This is a genomic window from Serratia sp. CY56464 (assembly GCF_052168435.1).
In the GTDB taxonomy this organism is placed as follows: Bacteria; Pseudomonadota; Gammaproteobacteria; order Enterobacterales; family Enterobacteriaceae; genus Serratia; species Serratia marcescens.
The window spans coordinates 865,821-882,990 of record NZ_JBJNMV010000001.1 but is presented as its reverse complement, the minus strand read 5'-3'; the positions used below and the strand labels follow the sequence as shown (position 1 = coordinate 882,990).

Annotated in this window: 15 protein-coding genes; 4 read left to right on the top strand and 11 right to left on the bottom strand. The window is 58.7% G+C overall.

Annotation, left to right across the window (positions count from 1 at the left end):
• Positions 1–224: 224 nt before the first annotated feature.
• The 5 genes from rnd to ACJ8KE_RS04375 all read right to left on the bottom strand — a co-directional run bounded on the left by rnd (position 225) and on the right by ACJ8KE_RS04375 (position 6,714).
• Positions 225–1,346: a ribonuclease D gene (gene rnd / locus ACJ8KE_RS04395; RefSeq protein WP_016927451.1), complete on the bottom strand. Its 1,122-nt coding sequence runs from the start codon at positions 1,344–1,346 to the stop codon at positions 225–227.
• Positions 1,347–1,427: 81 nt separating this feature from the next.
• Positions 1,428–3,116 carry a long-chain-fatty-acid--CoA ligase FadD gene (gene fadD / locus ACJ8KE_RS04390; protein ID WP_016927450.1) on the bottom strand — a complete coding sequence of 563 codons (1,689 nt, stop codon included), beginning with the start codon at positions 3,114–3,116 and terminating at the stop codon, positions 1,428–1,430.
• Between the two features lie 209 nt (positions 3,117–3,325).
• Complete coding sequence (locus tag ACJ8KE_RS04385; protein WP_016927449.1) at positions 3,326–3,916, bottom strand: Slp family lipoprotein; 591 nt, start codon at positions 3,914–3,916, stop codon at positions 3,326–3,328.
• Between the two features lie 100 nt (positions 3,917–4,016).
• Complete coding sequence (tsaB, locus tag ACJ8KE_RS04380) at positions 4,017–4,718, bottom strand: tRNA (adenosine(37)-N6)-threonylcarbamoyltransferase complex dimerization subunit type 1 TsaB (protein WP_049299182.1); 702 nt, start codon at positions 4,716–4,718, stop codon at positions 4,017–4,019.
• 79 nt (positions 4,719–4,797) lie between these two features.
• The gene (locus ACJ8KE_RS04375) at positions 4,798–6,714 is read right to left on the bottom strand and encodes an ATP-dependent DNA helicase (RefSeq protein ID WP_239441918.1); all 1,917 of its coding nucleotides are present in this window, start codon (positions 6,712–6,714) and stop codon (positions 4,798–4,800) included.
• A 133-nt stretch (positions 6,715–6,847) separates the two neighbouring features.
• On the opposite strand from ACJ8KE_RS04375, the gene ACJ8KE_RS04370 reads away from it, so the two are divergent.
• Positions 6,848–7,192, top strand: a complete 345-nt coding sequence (locus ACJ8KE_RS04370) for a RidA family protein (RefSeq protein ID WP_015378124.1) — start codon at positions 6,848–6,850, stop codon at positions 7,190–7,192.
• Between the two features lie 61 nt (positions 7,193–7,253).
• Here the strand turns inward: ACJ8KE_RS04370 and mdtI are convergent, their stop codons facing one another.
• The 4 genes from mdtI to zwf all read right to left on the bottom strand — a co-directional run bounded on the left by mdtI (position 7,254) and on the right by zwf (position 10,758).
• Positions 7,254–7,583, bottom strand: a complete 330-nt coding sequence (gene mdtI / locus ACJ8KE_RS04365) for a multidrug/spermidine efflux SMR transporter subunit MdtI (RefSeq protein WP_004932324.1) — start codon at positions 7,581–7,583, stop codon at positions 7,254–7,256.
• Positions 7,570–7,938, bottom strand: coding sequence for a multidrug/spermidine efflux SMR transporter subunit MdtJ (gene mdtJ / locus ACJ8KE_RS04360; protein WP_004932327.1), 369 nt, complete (start codon positions 7,936–7,938; stop codon positions 7,570–7,572). Before mdtJ ends, mdtI begins: the two co-directional genes overlap by 14 nt.
• 552 nt (positions 7,939–8,490) lie before the next feature.
• Positions 8,491–9,132, bottom strand: a complete 642-nt coding sequence (locus ACJ8KE_RS04355) for a bifunctional 4-hydroxy-2-oxoglutarate aldolase/2-dehydro-3-deoxy-phosphogluconate aldolase (RefSeq protein ID WP_197789173.1) — start codon at positions 9,130–9,132, stop codon at positions 8,491–8,493.
• Between the two features lie 150 nt (positions 9,133–9,282).
• A complete protein-coding gene (gene zwf, locus ACJ8KE_RS04350; RefSeq protein WP_028127476.1) occupies positions 9,283–10,758 on the bottom strand; it encodes a glucose-6-phosphate dehydrogenase in 1,476 nt (491 codons plus the stop codon).
• A 447-nt stretch (positions 10,759–11,205) separates the two neighbouring features.
• On the opposite strand from zwf, the gene ACJ8KE_RS04345 reads away from it, so the two are divergent.
• The 3 genes from ACJ8KE_RS04345 to ACJ8KE_RS04335 all read left to right on the top strand — a co-directional run bounded on the left by ACJ8KE_RS04345 (position 11,206) and on the right by ACJ8KE_RS04335 (position 14,677).
• Positions 11,206–12,078, top strand: a complete 873-nt coding sequence (locus ACJ8KE_RS04345; protein ID WP_016927443.1) for a MurR/RpiR family transcriptional regulator — start codon at positions 11,206–11,208, stop codon at positions 12,076–12,078.
• Positions 12,079–12,267: 189 nt separating this feature from the next.
• Positions 12,268–13,710 (top strand): pyruvate kinase, encoded by a 1,443-nt coding sequence (gene pyk, locus ACJ8KE_RS04340; RefSeq protein ID WP_004932339.1) that lies wholly within the window; start codon positions 12,268–12,270, stop codon positions 13,708–13,710.
• 85 nt (positions 13,711–13,795) lie between these two features.
• Entirely contained in the window at positions 13,796–14,677 is an 882-nt protein-coding gene (locus ACJ8KE_RS04335; protein ID WP_016927442.1) for a leucine-rich repeat domain-containing protein, read from the top strand.
• A gap of 49 nt (positions 14,678–14,726) precedes the next feature.
• Here ACJ8KE_RS04335 and lpxM read toward each other — a convergent pair whose 3' ends face one another.
• Positions 14,727–15,695 (bottom strand): lauroyl-Kdo(2)-lipid IV(A) myristoyltransferase, encoded by a 969-nt coding sequence (lpxM, locus tag ACJ8KE_RS04330; RefSeq protein ID WP_016927441.1) that lies wholly within the window; start codon positions 15,693–15,695, stop codon positions 14,727–14,729.
• A 151-nt stretch (positions 15,696–15,846) separates the two neighbouring features.
• Complete coding sequence (gene mepM, locus ACJ8KE_RS04325) at positions 15,847–17,169, bottom strand: murein DD-endopeptidase MepM (protein ID WP_028127477.1); 1,323 nt, start codon at positions 17,167–17,169, stop codon at positions 15,847–15,849.
• Position 17,170: the final 1 nt, after the last annotated feature.

The window sequence follows — 17,170 nt, the reverse complement described above, 5'->3', positions numbered from 1 at the left end:
ATTACCCCCTGTATATTTTATGCAGGGGGTAACTGTATGTGCATCCAGTTATTAAGCTTTATCGGTAGCAAAAAAGCGATTTTTCCCTTTGGGACTATTCCCAATTAACTTTGCCGCCGCCTCGTTTAAAGTAAATTCTGGCCAGATTTACCTTCAACGCATTATTTCCTGCCTATATTCACCCGAGCAGAGTTTCCCTACCCTGCCCAGGTGATAATCAGCGATTAATAATCTTTCAGGATGTCCTGCAACGGCGCCATTAATAAATCGCCGCGCCAGCCGCTGATTAATTCAGGGCGACTTTCGCCGTCCTTCAGTTTCCAATGCCAGTTCAGCAATTGGTTAATTTGGCGACGGGATGCCAGCAGCTCGCTGCTCAACCCGCTTTGCTCGCTGACGGTAGCGATCGCCGCCTTGATGTCTTTGAACACCTTCTTGTAGCCCGGCTGATCGATAAGGTTGGCCAACGGCGCCGGTAACTCGGACTCCTCCAGCGCTTCGGCCTCCGCCACCAGCGCCAGCAGCGTTTTGCCGTGATAACGGATCTCCGGCCCGCTCAGCCCCAGAGAATCCAGTTCTCCCAGCGAAGACGGCATATAGCGCGCTACCTGCCACAGGTTCTCCTCACGCACCACGAAGTTCACCGCCAGATCGCGCTCACGCGCCTGGCGCAGCCGCCATTCCGCCAACTTCTGCAAACAACCGAGCTGACGCGGGCGCAGCTGCCAGGCATTGCTGATTTCGCGGTAGGCGACTTCCGGCGCCAGCGCCTCGCTACGGCGTTGACACAGCAGCAGGCACTCATTATTGGCCGCCGCGGTCCAACCGGCCTCTTCGGTCTCCTGCACCAGCTGTTTAGCCATCGGCAGCAGATAGAACACGTCGGCGGCCGCGTACACGCATTGCCTTTCGGTCAGCGGGCGCGCCAGCCAGTCGGTGCGCGACTCGCTCTTGTCCAGCTCAACCTTCATGTACTCCGCCACCAGCGTCGCGAAGCCGCAGGAGAGCGGCCGGCCGGTAAAGGCCGCCAGGATCTGGGTATCGACCATCGGCGTCGGCAGCGTTTTAAAGGCGTTGAGAAACACTTCGAGATCTTCACTGCCGGCATGCAGGAACTTCACCACGGCGGTGTCGGCCAGCAGGTCGACAAACGGCTGCCATTGCTTGATCGGGAGAGGATCGATAAGGGAGAGTTGTTCACCGTCGTAGAGCTGGATCAGGCCCAACTGCGGATAGTAGGTGCGCGTTCTGACAAACTCGGTGTCCAGCGCAATCTGGGCATGCTTTCTCGCCTGCTCGCAGACCTGCTGCAATCCGGCATCGGTAGTGATCAACTGATAATTCAAAACATCATTCTCTTGTAGGATTCAAACACAACAACGCCGGCATTCACCGGCGTTGTTGATAGTCAGGCGCGAGAGCGACGCCTAGGCGGCATCGGCCGGCTTCGGCGTTTTTAACTCATCGCGCAGTTCTCGCCGCAAAATCTTGCCGACGTTAGACTTCGGCAGTTCATCGCGGAACTCAACAATTTTAGGCACTTTATACCCGGTCAGGTGCCGACGGCAATGGGTCAACAGCTCTTCCTTGGTCAGCGAGGCGTCTTTCTTCACCACGCAGATCTTCACCGTTTCGCCAGAGGCCTCGCTGGGCACGCCGATCGCCGCACATTCCAGCACTTTCGGATGCTGGCTGACCACATCCTCGATCTCGTTCGGGTAAACGTTGAAACCGGAGACCAGGATCATGTCTTTCTTGCGATCAACGATGCGCACAAACCCCTGCTCGTCCACGGTCACCACATCACCGGTCGCCAACCAGCCGTCTTTCAGCACTTCGTCGGTGGCTTCCGGGCGCTGCCAATAGCCTAACATAACTTGCGGCCCTTTGACCCACAGTTCGCCCGGTTCGCCCGGCGGCACATCGTGGCCATTGTCGTCCACCAACCGAATGTCCGTCGACGGCACCGGCAGGCCGATGCTGCCGCTGTAGTGTTTCAGATCGTAAGGGTTACCGGCCACCAGCGGCGCGCACTCCGTCAGGCCATAGCCTTCCAGCAGGTGTTTACCGGTAGTTTTTTCCCACTTCTCGGCCACCGCTTTTTGCACCGACATGCCGCCGCCGACCGAGAAACGCAGCGTAGAGAAATCGAGCTTGTGGAACTCTTCATTGTTCAGCAACGCATTGAACAAGGTATTCACCCCGCTCATGGCGGTGAACGGGTATTTACCCAACTCCTTCACCAGCCCCGGAATATCGCGCGGGTTGGTGATCAGCAAATTGCGCCCGCCCAGATCGATAAACAGCAGGCAGTTCACCGTCAGCGCGAAAATGTGATAAAGCGGCAACGCCGTCACCACCAGTTCCTGCCCTTCGCGGAACAGCGGCGAATAGGCGGCTTTGGCCTGCTCGAGGTTGGCCTGCATATTGCGGTGCGTCAGCATCGCGCCCTTCGCCACACCGGTGGTGCCGCCCGTGTATTGCAGGAAGGCCAGATCGGCATTAATGATGTCCGGTTTTACATATTGCAGACGGCGGCCGCGCTGCAGCGCGCTGCGGAATGAAATGGCATCCGGCAGGTTGTATTTGGGCACCAGGCGCTTGACGTATTTAACCACGAAGTTGACCAGCGTGCCTTTGGCAGCCGACAGCTGATCGCCCATGCGCGTCAGGATCACGTGCTTGACCTGAGTGTTGAACACCACTTTTTCCAGCGTATGGGCAAAGTTGGAGACGATGACGATGGCGCTGGCGCCGCTGTCGTTCAACTGGTGTTCCAGCTCTCGCGGGGTATACAACGGGTTGACGTTGACCACCACCATGCCGGCGCGCAGAATGCCGAACAGGGCGATGGGGTATTGCAACAGGTTAGGCATCATCAGCGCGACGCGGTCGCCCTTCTTCAGGCCCAGTTCATTTTGCAGGTAAGCCGCGAAAGCCCGGCTGCGTTCTTCCAGTTTGCGGAAGGTCATCACCTCGCCCATATTGATAAAGGCGGGCTGATCGGCATAGCGCTGCACGGCATGCTCAAACATTTCGATCAACGACGAATAGCGATCGGCATCAATCTCTGCGGGCACATCTGCCGGATACCGTTTTAACCAGACCTTATCCAAGGTATTACTCCTGAAATCATTACTAATTATCATCGCAGCCCTCAAACTCGCAGCCTAACCATAACAATATTTTAACTCAGCAGACCAGTTCGGGTTTTAAACATTATTCAGGTTGCGATGTACGTCACTAATTGTCGGATATTCCTTATCCCAAAAAACAAAAGGGCGGCCTGAGCCGCCCTGTCAAATGTGTTCACATCAAGCGTATGCTACTCGGTTACGATGGTTTGCACCTGTGCCGGGCCAGGGTTATACCAGCCATAGCCTGCGCCCCAACCGGGTCCCCACGGACCTCCGCGCCAGCCCCAGGGGCCCATTGGCGCAGGCGGCATCACCACCTGCTGCACCAGATGCCAGCGTTTGAAACCGGTCACGTTCATCGTCACGAAGCGATACGGCGTCATGCCGATTCGCCCCTCTTTCAGGCCGGTAATGGCGCCGACGACGGTCACCAGCTGGCCTTTGAAATCGACCGGTTCGAGGAAGCCGTTTACCGTGGCCAGCAAGCGGCCGCGCGACGGTTCGCCCAGTATCGGCCGCGCACCGCTGTCGAGCGGCACCGCCGCAATCTCCAGCACCGTGCGCCCTTGTTCGTTGGCGACGTTTACCACGGTGCCGCCGAAACGGGCTTCCGCGCCGGTAAACAGGTTGGGTGCATTTTGTACCGAGGAAAGCTGAGTCACCGGCGAAGGGCTGGAGCCTTTGATCGCATCCGGTACGGTGACGCACCCGGATAAAACCAGCGCGCCGCAGGCGACGGCCAGCAGCGACAGCTTTTTACTTGCAGTGCGGATTAACATGGTCGCAATCTCCTGAAATGGCTGTAACTTTGACCGCGTTTCATCGTTCAAGTTGCAGCCCCTCATCGCCCGGCATCAACATCAGCACAATACGCCGCGATCAGTCGCGGCCCGGCAGTTTTTTCCAGGTGACTTCATTGCGCAGATAGGTCGGCTCGGCGTTTTCCACCGCTACCGCCAGCCCTTCTTGCCAGGCTTGCAGCGCCAGCGGCAGCATGTCTTGCGCCTGCGGCAACAGCATTTGGCCGTCACGTAGGCTCAACGCGGAACCCTTGACCAAGTCGGGGTAGGTTTGCCACCCGGTGCCAACATGGGCCCATTCGCCCTGCAGGCGCTGCGCACGCTCCAGCGCCTGCGCCGGCGACAGCACGGCCTCGCCTTCGCTTTCCAACCAGCTGCCGTCCGCCTGGCGCTCGAACTGCCCCCAGTAAACTTCACCCATGCGCGCATCGATCGCCGCCAGCACGCGCTCCGCGCCGCTGACGCGCCAGGCGCCCTGCGCCATGGTTTGCAGCGTGGAAACGCCTATCATCGGCAGATCGGCGCCCAGCGCCAGGCCTTGAGCGATGCCGATACCGATGCGCACCCCGGTAAAGCTGCCGGGGCCGCGACCGAAGGCCAGCGCATCGAGCTGGTTGAGCGCCAGACCGGTTTCCGCCAGCACCTGCTGCACCATAGGTAAAATTCGTTGCGTATGCTCACGTGGGCACAGCTCAAACAGGGCGTGGGTTTCGCCTTGATTCCAGACGGCGACGGAACAGGCTTCCGTCGCGGTATCGATCGCTAAAATTCGCGTGGACATGCCAACCTCTGGCGGGAATAAAACTGGGTTTTTCATACAGGGCGCGCATTGTAGCACAGCCCCGTAAGCCCTTCATCTTTCACGTGGCCGACGCATCGGCGGCCTGCAGGAAGGCGATGGCCTGCTTCAGATCGCGGGTACGCGGCGTGGGCGGCAAGCTATTGAGGAACACCTCGCCGTAAGGGCGCATCACCAGACGGTTATCGCAAATCACCAGCACGCCGCGATCGTCGGTGTCGCGGATCAAACGGCCGACGCCCTGTTTCAGGGTGATGACCGCATCCGGCAACTGCACGTCATTGAACGGGTCGCCGCCGCGCAGGCGGCAATCTTCAATGCGCGCCTTCAGCAGCGGATCGTCCGGTGAAGTGAACGGCAGCTTATCGATGATGACGCAGGACAGCGCATCGCCGCGCACGTCCACCCCTTCCCAGAAGCTGCTGGTCGCCACCAGCAGCGCGTTACCGGCGGCGACGAACTGCGCGAGCAGTTGCCCTTTGCTGGTTTCCCCTTGCAACAGCACCGGCAGCGTCATCGTGGCGCGGAACTCTTCCGCCAACTCGCGCATCATCTGGTGCGAGGTGCATAAGAAGAAGCAGCGGCCGTTGTTGGCTTCGATTAATGGCCGCAGCATGCGCGCCAGCTGGCGCGCCCCGCCGGGCTGATTCGGCGAAGGCAAAAAGCGCGGCACGCACAGCAACGCCTGTTTGGCATAGTCGAACGGGCTCGGCAGCAGCAGCGTTTTGGCCTTGGTCAGCCCCAGCCGTTCGGTGAAGTGGCCCAGCTGATCGTTGACCGACAGCGTGGCCGAGGTAAAGATCCAGCTGCCCGGCTTCTCGTCCAGCATTTCACGGAACCGGTCGGCCACCGTCAACGGCGTCAGCGCCAGCACGAAGTGGCGCGAATTGCACTCATACCAATAGCTGTAGCCCGGTTCCGTCACCGCCTTGAGGCGTTTGAGGCGCGCGCGGTACAGCGTGGCGCGCTCAAAGGCGGCGTCCAACAGCGCCGAACGCCCCAGCGACAGCTTCATCACGTCATAACACAGCTCCAGCGCATCATCGAGCAGCAACAGAGCGCGCTGCACGTTGGGTTCGCCGAGCACGTCACGCAGATTGCCGCGGAACCCCGGCTCTCCCAGATTCAGGCGAAAATCTTGCGTACTCAGGCTGAGACGGTCGGCGCTTTTTTGCAGTTGAGCGGCATCGCGCACCTCGGTGCGGTAGGCGATGGTGATATCCTTCGCCAGATCCAGCAGCTGGCGGCTGGTGAGCTGCTGGCCGAAATACTGGCTGGCGATGTCGGGGATTTGGTGCGCCTCGTCGAAAATCATCACCTCGGCTTCCGGGATCAGCTCGGCGAAACCACCCTCTTTCACCACCATATCCGCCAGGAACAGGTGATGGTTCACCACCACCACATCCGCATCCATCGCACGGCGGCGCGCCTTGACCACGAAGCAATCCTGATACAGCGGGCAATCGCTGCCCAGGCAGTTGTCATTGGTGCTGGTCACCAATGGCCAAACGAAACTGTCTTCCGCCACTTCGCTGCAGGTGCTGATGTCGCCTTCTTTGGTCTGTGACGACCACTTGCGCAGCTGCACCAAATCGATCAGCGTCTGCCCCGCCAGTTCGCCGCCGGCCATCGACTGCTGCTCCAGCCGCTCCAGGCACAGGTAGTTGGAGCGCCCCTTCAGCAGCGCCAGCTTGCCTTTGTACTTCAACGCCTTGGCGACGGTGGGCAGATCGCGCGCATACAGCTGATCCTGCAACGCTTTCGAACCGGTCGAGATGATCACTTTGCGATCGGCGCGCAGCGCCGGCGCCAGATAAGCGAAGGTTTTGCCGGTGCCGGTGCCGGCTTCCACCACCAGCTCCTGCTTGAAATTGATCGCCTCGATGACGGCTTGCGCCATCTGCCGCTGCGGCTCACGCGGTTTGAATCCCTTGATAGCCTGCGCCAATGCGCCGTCTGTTGCAAAATCGTCTGTCACGCTGTCTCTCTGCCGGTGTCATTCAGCGGTGATTATGCCAAGCCTGCCGCCCGGCTACCACCCACTTTATCGCCGCGCTTTTTCATCACCGGCTGTGCTACCCTTAGCGGGACTATGATATGGAGATAAGCAAATGAATATCGAAAGAATTGATCCCGATCAGCGCTGGTCCGAAGCCGTGGTGCACAACGAAACCGTTTACTACACCAGCGTGCCGGAGAACCTGGATGATGACGCGACCGCGCAGACCGCCAACGCCCTCGCCGCCATCGACGTGCTGCTGGCGCGCGTAGGCTCGGACAAAAGCCGTATTCTGGATGCCACCATTTTCCTGGCCAATACCGCCGACTTCGCCGCGATGAACGCCGCCTGGGACGCCTGGGTCGTTGCCGGCAGCGCGCCGGTGCGCTGCACCGTGCAGGCTCAGCTGATGAATCCGAAGTACAAGGTGGAAATCAAAATCATCGCCGCGCTGTAAGCCACGCGCAGACGAAAAAAAACCGCAGACGGCAACGCCTGCGGTTTTTTATTGTCCGCTATCAGGACAGTTTAAGGATCACCATCCCCGCCAGTAACAACGCCAGGCCAATCCAACCTTTGGCGTTCAACCGCTGGCCGAACATGATCCAGCCTGCGGCGATGGTGGCGGCGATGCCGAAACCGCCCCACAACGCGTAAGCGATTGACAGATCGATGCCCTTCACCGCCTGCGCCAGGGCGCTGAACGCACCGAGCACCGACAGCAGCGACAGCAATCCCAGCCAAATTTTACGGAAACCGTCCGACATCTTCAGGAAGATGTTGGCGATGATTTCCAGCACGATGGCCAATCCCAGGAACCCAATGTGGTACAACTCAAACTGTTGCATGGTTGTCACCTCGCGGGCTGACCTGTTTTCGCTCTTTGCGGGTACCGGATTTCACCAGCATGATACCGGCGATCAGCGTAGCCAGACCCAGTACCTTCAGCGCCGAAATGGGCTCGTCGAACCACAGCACGCTGAACAGGGTAATGAACAGAATGCCGATGCCTTCCCACAGCGCATAAGCCACGCCCAACGCCACGCGTTTTACCGCTACTGACAGCAACACATAAGACGCGGTGATCATCACGTACATCACGATATGCCCGATCATGCCGCCATTGACACTGGCGTATTTCATCGACAAGGTGCCGATGATTTCGGTCATGATGGCCAAACCTAAAAATATCCAATAAATCATAATTTTTCTCCCAAACGGCGAATAACGCGCGCCAAGGCATATTTATCCCGATTTATCTCGTCGAACGGCCGCAGTACGGCGCGCAAGACGCAGAGATCCCTGGGGATAAACTGACCCAAACGCAAAAAGGATGTTTGCCCGGCTGAACGGTAGAGCGAAGGCGTAAGCCCGCTACCAGCACCGGTTAAGGGAGAAAGACGCTATAGTTCGCTGCACCAGTGATGCTCACTGGCAAGGATCGCAGACAGGAAGAGTTGGCACGTAGAGGTTCTGAGGGTAGTTCCGTTAATAGTCATCATAATAGTTCTCTATTATCAGCCGCACACCGTGCGATTTGCCCAATATCCTCATAAAAGTAAAATTTTCAACTGAGATATTTTTACCACAGCCAAAATAAGAAAGCAAACTGCCGTTTTCATAAAAAAGCAGAAAAAAACGGGTTAAAAATAAGAAAGTTAATCACGATAAAAATTAAAAAAGGCCCAACGGAGCGTTGAGCCTTGCGGTATTCGCGGGTGCGCAAATAAGCGCCAACCCCAGGCCTGGTGCGGGTTACAACGCGGCGCCGCTGACGGCGCTGCGCGCCAGTTCAGTGATGCGCGCATAGTCGCCTTTTTCGAGCGCGTCCGCCGGCACCAGCCAGGAACCGCCGATGCAAAGCACGCTTTTCAGCGCCAGATAATCGCGGTAATTGTTCGGCGTAATGCCGCCGGTCGGGCAAAAGCGCACCTGCGGGAACGGGCCGCCGATCGCCTGCAGCGCCTTCACGCCGCCGTTGGCTTCCGCCGGGAAGAATTTGAATTCGCGCAGGCCGTAATCCATGCCCAGCATCAGTTCAGATACGGTGCTGATGCCCGGGATCAACGGGATTGACCCCGCCGTCGCCGCCTGCAGCAAGGCTTCGGTCAGCCCCGGGCTGATGGCGAACTGCGCCCCCGCTTCGGTCACCTGCCGCAGTTGCTGCGGGTTGATCACCGTACCGGCGCCAATGATCGCCTCCGGCACCTCTTTGGCGATAGCGCGGATAGACTCCAGTCCGCAGGCGGTGCGCAACGTCACCTCCAATACCCGCACGCCGCCGGCAACCAGCGCTTTCGCCAGCGGCACCGCCTGCTCCAGCTTGTTGATCACGATAACAGGCACCACCGGCCCCGCAGTCAGGATCTGCTCGGCGCTGGTTTTCCAGTTTTTCATCGTTATTTCTCCATTACTCGCGGTTAACAATGGCACGCCCCTGCCACAGGGCTCCGCATGCGCGGACGTCCGGCCGTACCGTAAGTGATGTGGCCCACGCGCAGATCGCAGGCAAAAAAAAGCCGGCAGACAGGCCGCCGGCATTACGCATTATTCGAACTCGTTCCAGGAGCGGCCGTCACGGGTGATCATCGCCACCGAGGCCACCGGCCCCCAGGTGCCCGCCTGGTAAGGCTTAGGCGCCTCGTTGTCGGCTTTCCATGCGTCCATGATGGAGTCGACCCACTTCCAGGCTTCTTCCACTTCATCGCGGCGCACGAACAGCGCCTGAATGCCGCGCATGGTCTCCAGCAGCAGGCGCTCGTAGGCGTCCGCCACGTGCTCCTGGTTGAAGGTTTCCGAGAAGCTCAGGTCCAGCTTGGTGGTCTGCAGACGGTGCTTGTGATCCAGCCCCGGCACCTTGTTCAGCACCTGAATTTCGATGCCTTCGTCCGGCTGCAGACGGATGGTCAGCTTGTTCTGCGGCAACTGCTGGTAAGAATCGCTGAACAGGTTCAGCGGCGGGTTTTTGAAGTACACCACCACTTCCGAACATTTGGTCGGCAGACGTTTACCGGTACGCAGGTAGAACGGCACTCCGGCCCACTGCCAGTTGTCGATATCCACGCGGATAGAGACGAAGGTTTCGGTGCTGCTGCTCTTGTTCGCCCCTTCCTCTTCCAGATAACCCGGCACTTTCTTGCCCTGGACGAAGCCGGCGGTGTACTGACCGCGCACGGTGGTTTCCCGGACATTGGTCTGATCGATGCGGCGCAGTGAGCGCAGCACCTTGACCTTCTCGTCGCGGATGCGGTCGGTCGTCAGATCCGCCGGCGGCGACATGGCGATCATGGTCAGGATCTGCAGCAGGTGGTTCTGGATCATGTCGCGCATCTGGCCGGCCTGGTCGAAATAGCCCCAGCGCCCTTCAATGCCCACCTCTTCCGCCACGGTGATCTGCACCGAATCGATGGTGCGGTTATCCCAGTTGGATGCGAACAGCGAGTTGGCAAAACGCAGCGCCAACAGGTTCAGCACCGTCTCTTTGCCGAGGTAGTGGTCGATGCGATAGACCTGGGACTCATTGAAGAACTCCGCCACCTGATCGTTGATCACGCGGGAGGACGCCAGATCGGTGCCCAACGGTTTCTCCATCACCACGCGCGCCGGCTCATGGTTCAGCTTGGCTTCGCCCAGCCCTTTGCAGATGGCGCCAAAGGTGCTTGGCGGCATGGCGAAGTAGTTGATGGTGGTGCGGTGCTTCTGATCCAGCATTTTACCCAATTTGGTAAAGTTCTTGCTGTCGTTGACGTCCAGGTTGCAGAAGTCCAGGCGCGCGCTTAGCGTGGCCCAGAGTTCATCATCCAGTTTTTCCTTCATGAAGGTGCCAAGCGCTTCCTTGACCACTTCGGTATAGGCTTGTTTATCCCACTCCGCGCGGCCGACGCCGATGATCCGCGTATCCGGGTGGATGTGTCCGGCTTTCTCTAACTGGTACAGGGAAGGCAGCAGCTTACGGCGCGCCAAATCACCTTTCGCGCCGAAAATAACCAGGTCACACGCCTGGGCTGTAGAGGTTACCGCCATGTTCATCTCCTCGTTGCAGGATATTTGTAATTTTCTTACATTACTAATGTACTCTGTTTGACTACGGCCAGCAAACCCGGAGCAAAGCAGAAAAAAAGGCCTCAAGATTCCAGTGGAAAGCGCCAATCTACGCCAACGCCCTCACCACGGGCAAAACTGTAATTTTTCGTCTTTTTTGACGCTCTGTTACCATTATGAAAGTTAGACACAGGTCATATTCTGGTGAAAAAACCCTGCATACGCCGTGTCGAGACTGCCAACGGTTACCAGCACGTAGTATATTTTCACTAAACCGGCATTGATTTCTCCTTTGTTTGAAATCGACATACCCTATCGATTCCAGGTTACAGCCGCTCGTTTGGCGTCTGCTTGCACGGCGAACACGGGCGAAATTCGACGCTGTTGCTTGAAAGCCACAGGGATAAAACCATGAGTGACTCTCGTTATATGAATACGCTGGACAAAATCCAGAGCCATCTGGAACGCCTGAGCAAATCTGAAAGGAAAGTCGCCGAGGTGATCCTGGCCTCCCCGCAGACCGCCATTCACTCCAGCATCGCCACGCTGGCGCGCATGGCCGACGTCAGCGAACCTACCGTCAACCGCTTTTGCCGCCGCCTTGATACCAAAGGCTTTCCCGATTTCAAACTGCATCTCGCCCAAAGCCTGGCTAACGGCACGCCCTACGTAAACCGTAACGTTGAGGAAGATGACAGCGTCGATTCCTATACCAGCAAGATCTTCGAATCGGTAATGGCCAGCCTGGATACAGTAAAGGCAAATTTGGATATTGCCGCAATCAATCGTGCGGTTGACCTGCTCACCCAGGCAAAAAAGATCTCTTTCTTCGGGCTGGGCGCCTCCGCGGCGGTGGCGCACGATGCGATGAACAAATTTTTCCGCTTCAACATTCCGGTGGTCTACTTCGATGACATCGTCATGCAGCGCATGAGCTGCATGAACTCCGGCGAAGGCGACGTGGTGGTGCTGATCTCACACACCGGCCGCACCAAGAATCTGGTGGAGATGGCCCACCTGGCGCGGGAGAACGACGCCACGGTGCTGGCTATCACCTCGCGCGACACCCCGCTCGCCCAGGCGGCGACCCTGGCCCTGCTGCTCGACGTGCCCGAAGACACCGACGTTTACATGCCGATGGTGTCGCGGATCGCGCAATTAACGCTCATTGACGTGCTCGCCACCGGATTTACCTTGCGCCGAGGGGCTAAATTCAGAGATAACTTGAAGCGGGTCAAAGAAGCGCTCAAAGAATCGCGCTTTGATAAAGGCGTGGTCATTCCCAACAGTTTTGATTCGTGACCCGACGAAGAAAAAATCGCCGTTCAACAGACATTTGAATGACGGCATCAGAGGCGGTACCCTGTTAACATGCTCATGCGGGTAACCCGGGTGAAATATCAGTGTTGTAAAATTACATTTCACGCCTGGTTTCGTTATCCGACGTTATCGCAACACCAATATTTGCTTCACCAGTCAACGGAGTAATACATGTCCAGACGGCTCAGAAGAACCAAAATCGTTACCACCCTGGGTCCGGCTACAGACCGCGACAATAATCTGGAAAAGATCATTGCCGCCGGCGCCAACGTAGTTCGGCTTAACTTCTCCCACGGCAGCCCGGAAGATCACCAGGCTCGCGCTGACAAAGTGCGCGAAATCGCTGCCAAACTGGGGCGTCACGTCGCTATCCTCGGCGATCTGCAAGGGCCGAAAATTCGCGTTTCCACCTTCAAGGAAGGCAAAATCTTCCTCAACGTGGGCGATAAATTCCTGCTGGACGCCAACCTGTCAAAAGGCGAAGGCGATAAAGAAAAAGTCGGTATCGACTATAAAGGCCTGCCAGCCGACGTGGTGCCGGGCGACGTCCTGCTGCTCGATGACGGCCGCGTTCAGCTGAAAGTGCTCGAAGTTCAGGGCATGAAAGTGTTTACCGAAGTGACCGTCGGCGGCCCGCTGTCCAACAACAAGGGCATCAACAAACTCGGCGGTGGCCTGTCGGCCGAAGCCCTGACCGAAAAAGACAAGGCGGACATCGTGACCGCCGCCAAGATTGGCGTCGACTACCTGGCGGTCTCCTTCCCGCGTACCGGTGAAGATCTGAACTATGCCCGCCGCCTGGCGCGCGATGCGGGCTGCAACGCCAAGATCGTGTCCAAGGTTGAGCGCGCCGAAGCGGTTTGCACCGACGAAGCGATGGACGACATTATTCTGGCCTCCGACGTGGTGATGGTTGCCCGTGGCGACCTGGGCGTCGAAATCGGCGATCCGGAACTGGTCGGCATTCAGAAGAAACTGATCCGCCGCGCCCGCACTCTGAACCGCGCGGTGATCACCGCGACCCAGATGATGGAGTCGATGATCACCAACCCGATGCCGACCCGCGCCGAAGTCATGGACGTGGCGAATGCCGTGCTGGACGGCACCGACGCCGTCATGCTGTCGGCGGAAACCGCCGCTGGCCAATACCCGGCGGAAACCGTGGCGGCGATGGCGCGCGTTTGTCTGGGCGCCGAGAAGATCCCGAGCATCAACGTTTCCAAACACCGCCTGGACGTACAGTTCGACAACATCGAAGAGGCGATAGCCATGTCTTCGATGTATGCCGCCAACCACCTGAAAGGCGTCACCGCGCTGATCGCCATGACCGAATCCGGCCGCACTGCGCTGATGATGTCGCGCATCAGCTCCGGCCTGCCGATCTTCGCCATGTCGCGCCATGAGCACACGCTGAACCTGACTGCGCTGTATCGCGGCGTGACACCGGTGTATTTCGACAGCCACAAAGACGGCGTGATCGCCGCCAATGAAGCGGTCAATCGCCTGCGCGACAAAGGCTTCCTGGTCTCCGGCGATCTGGTGATCGTCACCCAGGGCGACGTGATGGAAACCGTCGGCACCACCAATACCAGCCGTATTCTGCGCGTCGAGTAATCCACACCGCAGACGACATGCCGGCCGGCTCACGTTGGCCGGCATTTTTTTTGCCCCGGTACCGCCATAAACGACGGAGAACACCATGCTCCACCAACGCAATCCCGCAGCGAGCGGTGATGAGCTCGATCTCGATGGCCACGGCCTGACGCAGCTCGACGCGTCACAGTTAGCCGGCCACGCGCTGCGCAAGGTTAGCCTGTACGACAATCAGTTGGCGGCCATCCCCGCCCCCCTCTTCCGGCACCGCAATCTACAGGTGCTGAACATCTCCTGCAATCAGCTCGACCGCCTGCCGCCGGAAATTGGCCAGTTGCAACAGCTTGAGATGTTCGACTTTGGCCACAATCGCGCAAGCGAACTCCCCGAGGAACTGGGGCAGTTGCACCGGTTGAAATACCTCTATCTGAGCGACAACGGCTTTAGCGATCTGCCGCACTCGCTGGCGCAGCTACAGCAGCTGGTTTACCTCAATGCGACCGACAACCGCCTGGCCGTTTTGCCTCTGGCGATACCGAGGCTTGCGGCATTGCAGGAGCTGCGTTTATACAACAACCGCATCGGCAATCTACCCGGCGAAATCGGGCAACTGCGCGCGCTGCGCGAACTGCATATCATGAAAAATGCCCTGACCGCGCTGCCGGCGGAAATGGCACAGCTCGGTGAGCTGGAGATACTCGACGCGGCCAACAACGCCATCGCCGAACTGCCGGAAGCCTTCTGCCGGCTGCCGCGGTTGAGCGAGCTGAACCTGCGTTTCAATCAGCTGACGCGCCTGCCGAAAAATATCGGTGAGCTGACGGCGCTGAGAAGCCTGGATCTGCGCGCCAACCGCCTGAGCGACCTGCCGGAAAGCCTCGGCGAACTGAGCCGGCTGCGCAAGCTGGATCTGCGCTGGAATGATTTCACCCACACGCCTAAAATCGTCGACATCCTGCGGGCTCGCGGCTGTATGGTGCACATCTGAAGTGACGCCGGCCGGGGTGTAGCCCGACCGGCGTTAGCGGTAGAAAGGATTAACGATACAGATCGTCGCGCGAGTAGGGTTCAATCTCCCCTTCCTTGCGCGTCTTCAGCAGTTTGAGGATCCAGGTGTACTGCTCCGGATTCGGGCCCACCAGGTTTTCCACTTCTTCATTCATACGGCGGGCAATCCGTGGGTCATCAGCGTCGGCCAGATCGTCCATCGGCTCGCGAATATAGATATCCAGCATGCTGGTTTTGCCGTCGTACACCGGGAACAACGGCACGATCGCCGCACGGCATACCTTCATCAGCCGTCCGACCGCCGGCAAGGTCGCCTTATAGGTGGCAAAGAAGTCGACAAACTCGCTGTGCTCAGCGCCGTGATCCTGATCGGGCAGATAATAACCCCAATACCCCTGGCGAACTGAACTGATAAACGGTTTGATGCCGTCATTGCGCGCGTGCATGCGGCCGCCGAATTTACGACGCACGGCATTCCACAGGTAGTCGATCAGCTGATTGCGCTGGTTGTGGAACATCGCCGCCATCGGTTGGCCGCGCGCGGCCATCAACATCGCCGGCACATCTACCGCCCAGCCATGAGGCACCAGAAAAATCACGTTGCGCCCTTCCGCCCGGATCTTGTCCAACACCTCTTCACCGTGCCAACGCACGCGCTTGAGCACTTTCTCGGGCTTGGTACAGGCCAATTCCGCCATCAGCACCATCGACTGCGGCGCGCAGGCAAACATCTGGTCGATGATGTGCTCACGGTCGCTTTCCGGCAATTCCGGCAAGCAATACAGCAGGTTGATGCGGGCACGACGGCGCGCGCCTTTCGCCAGCTTGCCGGCCAGTTTGCCGACCGCCCCCAGCACCGGATCGCGCAGACGCGCAGGCACCAGCGAAACGCCGGCCATCAGGCCGGTTCCCAACCACACGCCCCAGTAGCGCGGGTATAAAAAGGCTTTTTGAAACTGCGGGATGAACTCTACGTTCGATTTCTTCTCGTTTTGCATGCACGTGCTCTTCGCTTAGCGATTCGGCTAATCATAATTGCCATCACCGATTTTGCAATTAACAACCGCGAACCGCCCAGATAAAACAGCATCGGCCCGCAATCAGGCCGATGAAATTAACGGCGCCGGAGCGCCGGAAAAAAGGGGGACGTTAATCCAACTGCAGCTGAGGAACCACTTCCTTCACCTGCGCCAGATAATCGCTGCGGTCTTTGCCGCCCAGCCCTTCGGAACGCGGCAGTTTGGCCGTCAGCGGGTTCACCGCCTGTTGGCCGGTCCACAGTTCAAAGTGCAGGTGCGGCCCGGTGGAGCGGCCGGTGTTGCCGGAGAGCGCAATGCGATCGCCGCGTTTCACCTTCTGCCCTGGTTTCACCAGCAGTTTTTTCAGGTGCATATAACGCGTGGTGTACTGGCGGCCGTGGCGGATCGCCACATAGTTGCCCGCTGCGCCGCTGCGCTTGGCGATCACCACTTCACCGTCGCCGACCGCCAGCACCGGCGTGCCGACCGGCATGGCGAAATCGACGCCCTTGTGCGGCGCCACGCGGCCGGTCACCGGGTTCACGCGGCGCGGGTTGAAGTTGGAGGAGATGCGGAACTGCTTCATGGTCGGGAAACGCATGAAGCCGCGCGCCAGGCCAGAGCCCTGGCGATCGTAGAATTTGCCGTCTTCGGCGCGGATCGCATAGTAATCCTTGCCGCCGGTGCGCAGACGCACGCCCAACAGCTGGCTTTGCGATTTCTTACCGTCGAAATGCTCACGCGACATCAGCACGGAGAACTGGTCGCCTTTGCGCAGCTTGCGGAAATCGAGCTGCCACTGCAACGCCTTGATCACCGCATTGATTTCGTTACGGCTCAGCCCGGCGTCGCCGGCGCTGCTGACGAAGCTGCCGTTGACCCGGCCGCTGATCACGTTGTTGCGCCATTCGCCCTGCTGCGCCTCTTTAGACTCTTTGAAGCTATTGCCGACGCGGTCATAGGTGCGGGTTTCGCGGCGCGAAACTTCCCAGGTCAACTGCTGCAGATCGCCCGCATCGTTCACGGTCCACGACAGCTGTTGGCCGATCTTCAGATTACGCAGATCGCGGTTTTGCGAAGCCAGCAAGGTGACATCCGACATATCGATGCCGTACTGCGTCAGAATGCTGCCAAGGGTGTCACCGGTGGAAACCACATATTCATGCACGCCGTCGTCGCCGGCATCTTTCTGATCCAGCTCATCCTGCGGGATTTCGTCATCGGGGGTGGGTTGGTCGGCATCTATCGGTTCACTGGCTTCGGGGAGCAATGACCGCATCTGGCTGGATTCTAACTCGACGCTCTTGGCGATGGGGTTGTGTTCTGGGTGGTAAACAAAAGGCCGCCAAACAGCGACGGCCAATGTGACGACTGTCAGCGACCCCAGCATGACGCGGTGGGGCCGTGGCAGGTTGTTATACGCCAGAGCGATAGTTCGGACTATCTGCTGCACT